This is a genomic window from Actinomadura bangladeshensis, from assembly GCF_004348335.1.
Lineage (GTDB): Bacteria > Actinomycetota > Actinomycetes > Streptosporangiales > Streptosporangiaceae > Spirillospora > Spirillospora bangladeshensis.
The window spans coordinates 1-9,864 of the sequence record NZ_SMJW01000282.1; the positions used below are offsets into that span (position 1 = coordinate 1).

Here is a 9,864-nt window from a genome sequence, read left to right on the forward strand (position 1 = left end):
GCACTCCCCCAGCGCGCGCCCCCGGCGCCCATCCGCTCGCACCCACCGCACACGCACCGCCGTGATGGCGCCGGACCCGCACGAGCCAGTCCCCTTGCCCTCGTCCAGTCCAAGGAGAGCCATGAGTGAGCACGCCGACCCCGCCCCGTCCGCCGAGGCCGGCTGGTCCTTCGAGACCAAGCAGGTGCACGCGGGCAGCGCGCCCGACCCGGCCACCGGCGCGCGGGCGGTGCCGATCTACCAGACGACCTCGTTCGTCTTCCGCGACACCGAGCACGCCGCGAACCTGTTCTCGCTCGCCGAGACCGGCAACATCTACACCCGCATCATGAACCCGACGCAGGACGCGTTCGAGAAGCGCATCGCGGCGCTGGAGGGCGGCGTCGGCGCGGTGGCGGTGGCCTCCGGGCAGGCCGCGGAGTCGATGGCGATCTGGAACCTGGCGCGCGCCGGCGACCACATCGTGTCCAGCTCCACCATCTACGGCGGCACCTACAACCTGTTCCGCCACACGCTGCCCAAGTTCGGCATCGAGGTCTCCTTCGTCGAGGACGCCGACGACCTGGACGCCTGGCGCGCCGCGATCCGGCCGAACACCAAGGCGCTGTTCGCCGAGAGCATCGGCAACCCGCGCGGCAACGTCCTGGACATCCGGGGCGTCGCCGACGTCGCGCACGCGGCGGGCGTGCCGCTGATCGTGGACAACACGATCGCGACCCCGTACCTGGTGCGGCCGATCGAGCACGGCGCCGACATCGTGGTGCACTCGGCGACCAAGTTCATCGGCGGCCACGGCACCACGATCGCGGGCGTCGTCGTGGACGGCGGGACGTTCGACTTCGGCGCGCACCCCGACCGCTTCCCCGACTTCACCGAGCCCGACCCGAGCTACAACGGCCTGCAGTACTGGCCGGCGCTCGGCCCCGGCGCCTACGGGATCAAGCTGCGCGTCCAGCTGCTGCGCGACCTCGGCCCGGCCATCGCGCCGCACTCGGCGTTCCTGCTGCTGCAGGGCGTGGAGACGCTCAGCCTGCGGATGGAGCGGCAGTCCGCCAGCGCGCGGGAGCTGGCCGAGTGGCTGGAGCAGCACGAGGCGGTGTCGGCCGTCCACTACCCGGGGCTGGCGTCCAGCCCGTGGCACGAGGCCGCCCAGCGGTACCTCCCGCAGGGCGCGGGCGCCATCCTCTGCTTCGAGCTGCGCGACGGCGCCGAGGCCGGGCGGCGGTTCGTGGAGGGCGTCGAGCTGTTCAGCCACCTGGCCAACATCGGGGACGTGCGCAGCCTGATCATCCACCCGGCGTCCACCACCCACAGCCAGCTGAACGAGGACGAGCTGACCGCCGCCGGCGTCTCCCCCGGGCTGGTCCGGCTGTGCATCGGCATCGAGAGCGTCACCGACCTCAAGGCCGATCTGGAGGCCGGCTTCCGCGCGGCGAAGGGCGCGTCCTGAGCACCGACGCCGAGACCGCACCGGTCTCCCTCCCGCCGGCCTCCGGGGCCTGGCGGGAGGGGGACCCGCCCGGACGGCGGCAGTGGATCACCCTGGACCGGCCGCTGCCGCTGGAGGCCCGCGGCACGCTGCCCGGAGTGCGGCTCGCGTACGAGACGTGGGGGCGGCTCGCCCCCGACGCGTCCAACGCGGTGCTGGTGCTGCACGCCCTCACCGGGGACAGCCACGTCGCCGGTCCGGCCGGGCCGGGGCATCCGACGCCGGGCTGGTGGGACGGGCTGGTCGGTCCGGGCCGCCCGCTGGACACCGACCGCTGGTTCATCGTCGCGCCGAACGTGCTCGGCGGCTGCCAGGGCAGCACCGGGCCGTCCTCGCGCCGCCCGGACGGGCGGCCCTGGGGCGGCGCGTTCCCGCACCTGACGCAGCGCGACATGGTCGCCGCCGAGGCGCAGCTCGCGGACGCGCTGGGGATCGACCGGTGGGCGCTGGTCACCGGCGGGTCGATGGGCGGGATGCGCGCCCTGGAGTGGGCGGTGACGCATCCGGAGCGCACCGGGTCGCTGCTGCTGCTCGCCACCACGGCGGCGGCGAGCGCCGAGCAGATCGCGTGGGCGGGCGCGCAGCTGCACGCCATCCGGTCGGATCCGGGCTGGCGCGGCGGCGACTACCACGACGCCGGCGCCGGAGAGGGCCCGCACGCCGGGCTCGGCATCGCCCGCCGGATCGCGCACATCACCTACCGCAGCGAACCGGAGCTGCAGGACCGCTTCGGCCGCCGCCCGCAGGGCGGCGAGGACCCGCGGCGGGCCGGGCGCTACCAGGTGGAGTCCTACCTCGACCACCACGCCGGCAAGCTGGTCGGACGCTTCGACGCGGGCAGCTACGTGGTGCTGACCGAGTCGATGAACGGCCACGACGCCGGCCGCGGGCGGGGCGGCACGGCCGCCGCGCTGCGCCGGGTGACGGCGCCCGCGCTGGTGGCCGGGGTCGACTCCGACCGGCTCTACCCGCTGTCCCAGCAGGCGGAGCTGGCGGCCGGCATCCCGCACGCGGACCGGCTGCGGGTGATCGAGTCGCCGTCCGGCCACGACGGGTTCCTCACCGAGACCGAGCAGGTCGGCGGGCTCGTGCGGGAGCTGCTCGGCGGCTGAGCCCGCGCCGGCCCGCGCCGGCCCGCCGCGGATGGGGCAGAGTTGGGGCATGTTGCCGACCCATACGAGCGCCGAGGTGCCGGACGTCCCCGTGGCCGTGCTGCCGGTGGGCAGTTTCGAGCAGCACGGGCCGTTCCTGCCGCTCGCGACCGACACGGTGATCGCCTGCACGCTCGCCGAGGAGATCGCGAAGGCGTACGCGGTGCGGGTGCTGCCGCCCGTGACGATCTCGTGCTCGCACGAGCACGCCGGCTGGCCGGGGACGGTGAGCATCTCGGCGGCGACCCTGCACGCGGTCGTCCGGGACGTCGCCGAGTCGCTGCGCCGGTCCGGGGTGCCGAAGCTCGTCCTGGTCAACGGGCACGGCGGCAACTACGTGCTGGGCAACGTCGTGCAGGAGGCGCACGGCGACATGGCCCTGTTCCCCGGTTTCGAGGAGTGGGAGGCGGCCAGGAGGGCGGCGGGCGTCGAGACGTCCGGGGACAGCGACATGCACGCCGGGGAGCTGGAGGCGTCGATCCTGCTGCACGCCCGCCCGGAGCTGCTCAGGGACGGCTACGACACCGCCGATCATCTGGCCGACGACCGGCGGCATCTGCTCACCGCGGGGATGGCGGCCTACACGGAGTCGGGCGTCATCGGGCGGCCCTCACTGGCCCGCGCCGGCAAGGGCCGGGACGCGCTGCGGAGCCTGGTCGCGGCGTTCGGGGACGTCCTCGCGGTGCTTGACCAGCAGGGTCGCGGCGCCGGGCAGGCACGCGATGAAGCTCAGCACCCCGTACACGACGGAGACGGTCAGGCCCTGCGCTGAGCCGAGCCCGGCGGCGCCGAACGCCAGCGCGAGGACGGCCTCCCGCGGCCCCCAGCCGCCGATGTTGATCGGCAGCACCATCGCGAGCAGCGCCAGCAGCAGCAGCGGAGCCAGTTCGGCGACCGGTGCCGTCGCGCCGGCCAGGCGGGCCGCGACGACGAACAGCGCCAGATGGCCCAGCAGTGCCGCCGCCGACAGCCCCGCGATGCCGGGCCAGGCGCGCGCGGCGGCACGCAGGTCGGTGAACGTGGACGCCAGGGCGGGATGCTTCCAGCGGCCCAGAACCAGCAACAGCACCAGCAGGAGCCCCACCGCGGTCAGGGCGGGCGCCATCGCCGACAGCAGCGCCGGGTAGGCGAACAGCGCGGCGGCCCCGGCGACGATCGCGACGCCCTGCCCTGCGACCCGTTCGAGGAACACGGCCCGCACCCCGCGGGCGACGTCACCGGACCGGTGGCCGTGGCTCACCGCCCGGTGGACGTCCCCCAGAACACCCGCGGGAAGGACGGCGTTGAGGAACTGGGATCGGTAGTAGTCCGTGACGGCACCGCCCAGGGGCAGGTGCAGGCCGAGGCGCCGGGCGACCAGCCACCAGCGCGCCGCGCTGAGCACCGTGGTCACGAGCCCTATGGCGAGGGCGAAGCCGATGGACTCGGCGTCGATGGAGTGGAACGCCGCCACGAAGGCGTCCGTGCTGTGCCACCACAGCAGCCCGCCGAGGATGCCCAGGCCCATCGCCAGGCGCCCCCACGGCCAGAGCTTCTTCATGCTGTTCCCCCAGGTACGGCGAGGAGGTCCACGTGGTGGACGTCGACGGTGAGCCGGCCTGCGGCGCAGTCGGCGAGGCGGCGGCCCAGGTAGTCGTCGGCGAACGGGGCCAGGCCGGGCTGCTGCTCGACGGCGGCGCCGACCCAGCCGCGCAGCCACTCGGCGGTCAGCGCGGCCTGGCCGGGGCCGAGCCGCCACGGGCTCGGACGGGTCGTGACGGTCGCGCCGCGCCGCCCGAACGCCCCGATGGCGGCGGTGACGGCGTCCGGCCCGAGCAGGCCGGCGCGGCGCTGGTGCGCGTCGAACGCGGCGGCGAACTCGGTGTCCAGCGGCTCGGACGGGCAGAGCCGGACGCGGCCGACGACCGACAGGGTGAGCAGCGCCGGGCAGCCGGTCGCCGCCGCGACCGCCTCGATCTCGGCGGCGGTGAGCACGTCCAGCAGCGCGGACGCGACGACCAGCGACGCGCCGACCAGGTCGGCCGCGCGCAGCGCGCCGAGGTCGCCGGCGCGGGTCTCGATCGTGGCGGGCAGCCCGTCGGCGGTGACGTAGGCGTTGGCGCGGGCCCGGTCGAGCAGGGCGGGGTCCCGGTCGTGCAGGATCCAGTGCTGCGGGCCGCGCAGCCGCCCCGACAGCCAGCGGCCGAGCGAGCCGGTGCCGCAGCCGAGGTCCCAGATGACCAGCGGCCCGTCCGGCGGCAGCGCGGCCCGGAGCGGGTCGAGCAGCTCGGCGGCGCGCGCGGCGGCGTCGGCGCCCTCCCGCAGCGCCAGCCAGTCCGGATCGAAACTCATCGTCTCTTTGTGGAGGGACGACCCCCCGCACCCCCCGGCAGAAGCCGCACCGATGCCCTCGCTTCGCTCCGTCATCGTGCCTCCCTCCGCAGCCTCGACAGGACGGTCGCCATGCGGCGCGCCGTGTCGTCCCAGCCGGGCAGCATGCCGCGGCGCAACCGGGCGGCGGCGCGCAGTCGGCCGCGCAGGTCCGGCTCGACGAGCCAGCGGCGCAGCGCCGCGGCGAGCGCGCCGGGCTCGTCCGGCGGGACGAGCAGGCCGGGGACGGCGCCGGTCGGGTCCCAGCCGAGGGCGTCGGGGACGCCGTCCACCGACGAGGCGACGACGGGGACGCCGCGCGCGAGGGCCTCGGTCACCACCATCCCGAACGTCTCCGCGCGGGACGGCAGGACGAGCAGGTCGGCGGTGGCGTAGGCGTCGTCCAGCCGCTTGCCGGTCAGCGGGCCCTCCAGGTCGACGCGGCCGCCGAGGCCGTGCCGGCCGATCAGCCGGCGCACGCGCGCCACATGCTCGGGGTCGCGGCCGAGCGGGCCCGCGCACGCGCAGTGCCACGGCAGGTGCGCGAGGCCGGACAGCGCCTCCACGAGGACGTCGTGCCCCTTGCGCGGGGTCACCGACGCCACGCACAGCAGCCGGCTCGCGCCGTCGGTGCCGGACGCGAGCGGCGCCGGGTCGGTGCCCGGGGCGACCGCGTGGACGCGGGACGGGTCGAGCCCGTGGTGGGCGATGAGGTGGTCCTTGGCCCACGGGCTGGTCGCGACGACCGCCCCGGCCGACTCCAGGACCTTGCGCTCACCGGCGTTCAGGTCGGCCTGCCCCGGTTCGTCCGCCAGCGGGAGGTGGACGAGGACCGCCAGCCGCAGCCGCCCCGCCTCCGGGACGACGATGTCCGGGACGCCGCAGGCGACCAGGCCGTCCAGCAGGACGACGGCGCCGTCCGGCAGCCCGGCGAGGGAGCGGGCGAGGCCGTCCCGCGCCGCCCGGCCCGGCCGCGGCCACGAGCCGGGCACCGCCACCTCCCGGACGGGGCGCCCCGACGCCGCCAGCTCCTCGCACAGCCGCCGGTCGTAGCGGTTGCCGCCGCTCGGGACGGCGGCATCGTCGATGTCGCCGGGGACGACGACGCAGGTCTCGGGCGCGGTCACAGGTCGCGCTCGTAACTGGCCCAGGCGACGTGCGACTCGTGCAGCGTCACCGTGAGGCCGGACAGGCCGCGCGCGTTCTCGCCGAGCGCGCCCGCGCGGACCCGGTCGGCGAGCCGGTCGGCGATCACCTTGGCGAGGAACTCGGTGGAGGTGTTGACCCCGGCGAAGTCCGGCTCGTCGTCCAGATTGCGGTAGTTCAGCCCGCCCAGCACCTCGCCCAGCTCGCGGGTGGCGAGCCCGATGTCGACAACGAGCCCGTCCGGGTCGAGACCGGCCCGGCGGAACGTCGCGTCCACGACGTAGGTGGCGCCGTGCAGCCGCTGCGCCGGCCCGAAGACCTCGCCGCGGAAGCTGTGCGCGATCATGACGTGGTCGCGGACGGTGATACCGAACAAGAGCGTCCTCCTCCTACGGATTCAATAGGCGATGCGGTGGCACAGGGCCGGGATCCCGCCGTTCGCGAGCCGCGGCATGACCTGCGGCAGCTCCGCGAACGGACTCTGCCCCGTGATCAGCGCGTCGAACGCGGGGTTCGCGAGCAGCCGCAGCGCCAGCGCCAGCCGGTCGGCGAAGGTGCGGCCCGCCCGGCGGGACGGCGGCACCGCGCCGACCTGGCTGCCCCGGATGGTCAGCCGCCGCGAGTGGAAGGACTCGCCGAGCGGCATCGCGACCCGCCGGTCGCCGTACCAGCTCAGCTCGACGACCTCGCCCTCCGGCGCGAGCAGTTCCAGCGACCGCGCCAGCCCCGCCTCGGTCGCGCTCGCGTGGACGACCAGGTCGCAGCCGCCGAGCGCCTGCTCGGGCGGCGCGAACTCCACGCCGAGCGCCGTCGCGACGGCCGCGCGGGACGGGTCGGTGTCGACCAGCTGCACGCGGGCCCCGGGGAACCCGGCGAGGACCCCGGCGACCGAGCAGCCGACCATCCCGGCGCCGACCACGGCGATGCGGTCGCCGACCAGCGGCGCCGCGTCCCAGAGCGCGTTCACGGCGGTCTCGACCGTCCCGGCGAGGACGGCGCGCTCCGGCGGCACGCCGTCCGGGACGGCGCTGACCGCGCTCGCCGGGACGACGTACCGGGTCTGGTGCGGGTAGAGGCAGAACACCGTGCGGCCGGCCAGCTCCGGCGGCCCGTGCTCGACCACGCCGACGTTCAGGTAGCCGTACTTGACCGGGCCGGGGAACGCCCCGTCCTGGAACGGCGCCCGCATGATCGCGTGCTGGTTCGGCGGGACGCCGCCGCGGAACACGATCGCCTCCGTCCCCCGGCTCACGCCCGAGTACAGCGTCCGGACGACCACCTCGCCCGGTCCCGGCTCGGGCAGGACCGCCGCGCGGATCTCGCCCTCACCGGGCGACCGGATCCAGAAGGCGCGCGCGTCGCGCTCCATCGGTGCCCCTCCCCCGCTTCGCCTCCACCGGCCGGTCGCGCCGCGCGCACAGCCACAGCACGTCCCGCCCGAACGACCACACCAGCAGCGCGAGCGCCGCCGCGACCAGCGGTCCCGCGTACGGGACGGCCCCGGACGCGGCCGCGACCAGCACCACGCCCTGCACCACCGCGACGCCCTTGCGCGCGACGCTCGGCCGCAGGTCGGCGCGCAGCCACGGCGCCGCCCAGGCCGCCGCGCCGAACGCGTACCGCATGGCGCCGATCGCCAGTACCCACGGCCCGGCCGTCCACGCGACCTCGACGCTCAGCACCAGCACCAGGAAGGCGTCGGTCTCCATGTCGAACCGCGCGCCGAGCCGGGACGCGGTGCCGGTGCGGCGGGCGACCTGCCCGTCCACGCCGTCCAGGACGAGCGCGGCCGACGCGACCGCGACCAGCGCGGCGGTGTGCGCGGCGCCGGCGAGGTGCGCCGCGACGAGCGCCGCCGCGGCGCCGGTCAGCACGACCCGGGCCAGCGTCACGTGATCGGCCGGCCCGAGCGCGCGGCGCCCGCGGAAGGCCCGGTTGAGGACTGCCCACGACGCCAGCGCGTATCCGACGCCCACGGCCAGGCCCGCGTGGCCGGGACGAAGCACCGCCAGCAGCGCGAGCTGCGCCGCGACCGCGAGACCGAGCTCCGGCCCGCGGGTCGCCCGCGCGCGGCGCGGCGGCGGGACGGGCGCCCGCGGCACCGGCAGCGGCCGCGCCAGTGTCACCGGCCGCGCCATCAGCGCACCTCGCTGACCGGCGCCTCACCGAGAACGGCGGCGGCGTCCAGCTGGGGGAGGTCGTGGCCGAGGCGGTCGCGCTTGGCGGTGAGGTACCGGACGTTGTCGTCGCTGACCGGGACGAGCAGCGGCACCCGCACCGCGACGGCGACCCCGTAGGACTCCAGCGCGCTGACCTTGTCCGGGTTGTTCGACATCAGCCGCACCGACCGGACGCCGAGGTGCCGCAGGATCCGGGCGGCGGGGCCGTAGTCGCGGACGTCCACCGGCAGCCCGATGGCGGTCGCGGAGTCGACGGTGTCGAGGCCCTGGTCGTCCTGGAGGATGTGGGTGCGCACCTTCGCGACGAGCCCGATCCCGCGCCCCTCGTGCCCGCGCAGGTAGACCAGGACGCCGGCGCCCTCGCGGACGATCGCGTCCAGTGCCGCGCCGAGCTGGTCCCCGCACTCGCAGCGGGTCGCGCCGAAGATGTCGCCCGTCATGCACTCGGAGTGCATCCGGACGAGCACGTCCCCGCGCCCCCGGACGTCGCCGCGCACCAGCGCCATGTGCTCGTGCCCGTCCACCGGGTCCCGGAACGCGACGGCGCGGAACACGCCGCGCCTGGTCCGCAGATCCGCCTCCGCGATGTCCTTCTGGTCGATGCCCTGCTCGCGCATCGCTCCCCTTCCTCGGTCCGCGATCACCTGGTACGTGCTGACTGGTACGTGGCGACCGCGCCAGGTGGTTGCGTCCAAAAACGGTCCGTACAACCGGTGGCACGCAGGGGAGGCACCGCAGGGTTCACCCTAGGCGCGCACGAACCGCCAAGTCGTGCAGGGCACGGCGCCCTCCGGGGAATTCCGGCAGCTCACTCCGCTGCCGCTCGTCCTCCAGCCGGGCCGTGAGCGCAAGGACGTCGTCCCGCAGACGAGAGGCGTCGGGCGCGCCCTCCGGAAGGGCACCGTGCTCGGCGGCGCGCTTGGCCTCGATCAGCTCCGGCAGGTAGGAGGGGCCGTCGCCGGTGAGGCGGGTCAGGTCGGCCTCGACTTCGCCGCTCCGCATCAGGTGGACGCCGGTCAGCAGCACCCGGAACGTGTAGAGCAGCGGCTTCAGCTCCCGCGACCTCTCGAACAGCGCCCACTGCGACCGTGCGAACCCCAGGTAGTGGTGCGCGTGGTTGGACGTGACGAGCCCCGGCACGAGCGCTTTCAGCTCCGCGTGCACCTCCGAGGTGGCCACGACCAGCGGGGACATGACCTGCTCCAGGACGTAGCCGTTGCGGCGCAGCAGCAGCGTGCAGAACTTCGCAAGGTCGTGGGTGACCGCGTCGGCCTCCACGCCGTCGTGGTCCCACATCAGGGTGACCGTCTCGTCGCCCTTCTCCAAGCCGACGATCTCCTCCAGCGGCAGCTGGTGGACGCCGCGCAGGTCGATGTCGGAGTCCTCGGACGGGAAGCCGTACAGGTGCGCGCCGCTGACGGTGAGGAACGCGCTCGGATACGGGTGGTCGGCGGTGAAGCGGTCGAGCATTCCTTCGGGGAGTCTCATCAGGTCACGCTCCTGCGGCGGATGGAGATCAGGAGGTCTTCGACCGTTGTGCGGTCGGGGG

The 9,864-nt window shown here is 75.4% G+C and carries 10 protein-coding genes and 1 pseudogene; 3 read left to right on the forward strand and 8 right to left on the reverse strand.

Going from position 1 to position 9,864, the window contains the following annotated elements; all coding sequences use genetic code 11:
- Window positions 1–121: 121 nt before the first annotated feature.
- The 3 genes from E1284_RS34510 to E1284_RS34520 are packed head-to-tail and all read left to right on the forward strand — an operon-like array spanning window position 122 to window position 3,412.
- Window positions 122–1,450, forward strand: coding sequence for a bifunctional o-acetylhomoserine/o-acetylserine sulfhydrylase (locus E1284_RS34510; protein WP_131944360.1), 1,329 nt, complete (start codon window positions 122–124; stop codon window positions 1,448–1,450).
- A complete protein-coding gene (gene metX, locus E1284_RS34515; RefSeq protein ID WP_131944369.1) occupies window positions 1,447–2,601 on the forward strand; it encodes a homoserine O-acetyltransferase MetX in 1,155 nt (384 codons plus the stop codon). The genes E1284_RS34510 and metX overlap by 4 nt, the downstream gene beginning before the upstream one ends.
- A gap of 49 nt (window positions 2,602–2,650) precedes the next feature.
- Window positions 2,651–3,412, forward strand: a complete 762-nt coding sequence (locus E1284_RS34520; RefSeq protein WP_165965537.1) for a creatininase family protein — start codon at window positions 2,651–2,653, stop codon at window positions 3,410–3,412.
- Window positions 3,413–3,415: 3 nt separating this feature from the next.
- Here the strand turns inward: E1284_RS34520 and E1284_RS34525 are convergent.
- From E1284_RS34525 to E1284_RS34560, 8 genes and pseudogenes are all read right to left on the reverse strand, one after another.
- A pseudogene (locus E1284_RS34525) lies at window positions 3,416–4,180 on the reverse strand (lysylphosphatidylglycerol synthase domain-containing protein); the annotation flags it as partial.
- Window positions 4,177–4,971 (reverse strand): methyltransferase domain-containing protein, encoded by a 795-nt coding sequence (locus E1284_RS34530; protein ID WP_131944362.1) that lies wholly within the window; start codon window positions 4,969–4,971, stop codon window positions 4,177–4,179. The gene E1284_RS34530 and the pseudogene E1284_RS34525, both read right to left, overlap by 4 nt.
- A 71-nt stretch (window positions 4,972–5,042) precedes the next feature.
- The gene (locus E1284_RS34535) at window positions 5,043–6,116 is read right to left on the reverse strand and encodes a glycosyltransferase family 4 protein (RefSeq protein WP_207924116.1); all 1,074 of its coding nucleotides are present in this window, start codon (window positions 6,114–6,116) and stop codon (window positions 5,043–5,045) included.
- Window positions 6,113–6,511 (reverse strand): 6-pyruvoyl trahydropterin synthase family protein, encoded by a 399-nt coding sequence (locus E1284_RS34540; RefSeq protein WP_131944364.1) that lies wholly within the window; start codon window positions 6,509–6,511, stop codon window positions 6,113–6,115. Before E1284_RS34540 ends, E1284_RS34535 begins: the two co-directional genes overlap by 4 nt.
- Before the next feature lie 21 nt (window positions 6,512–6,532).
- On the reverse strand, window positions 6,533–7,504 hold the full coding sequence (locus tag E1284_RS34545) for a zinc-dependent alcohol dehydrogenase (RefSeq protein WP_131944365.1): 972 nt from the start codon (window positions 7,502–7,504) through the stop codon (window positions 6,533–6,535).
- Window positions 7,461–8,273: a CDP-alcohol phosphatidyltransferase family protein gene (locus tag E1284_RS34550; protein ID WP_131944366.1), complete on the reverse strand. Its 813-nt coding sequence runs from the start codon at window positions 8,271–8,273 to the stop codon at window positions 7,461–7,463. The genes E1284_RS34545 and E1284_RS34550 overlap by 44 nt, the downstream gene beginning before the upstream one ends.
- On the reverse strand, window positions 8,273–8,932 hold the full coding sequence (gene ribA, locus E1284_RS34555; RefSeq protein ID WP_131944367.1) for a GTP cyclohydrolase II: 660 nt from the start codon (window positions 8,930–8,932) through the stop codon (window positions 8,273–8,275). The genes E1284_RS34550 and ribA overlap by 1 nt, the downstream gene beginning before the upstream one ends.
- A 124-nt stretch (window positions 8,933–9,056) precedes the next feature.
- Window positions 9,057–9,803, reverse strand: coding sequence for a nucleotidyltransferase domain-containing protein (locus E1284_RS34560; RefSeq protein ID WP_131944368.1), 747 nt, complete (start codon window positions 9,801–9,803; stop codon window positions 9,057–9,059).
- Between the last annotated feature and the right edge of the window lie 61 nt (window positions 9,804–9,864).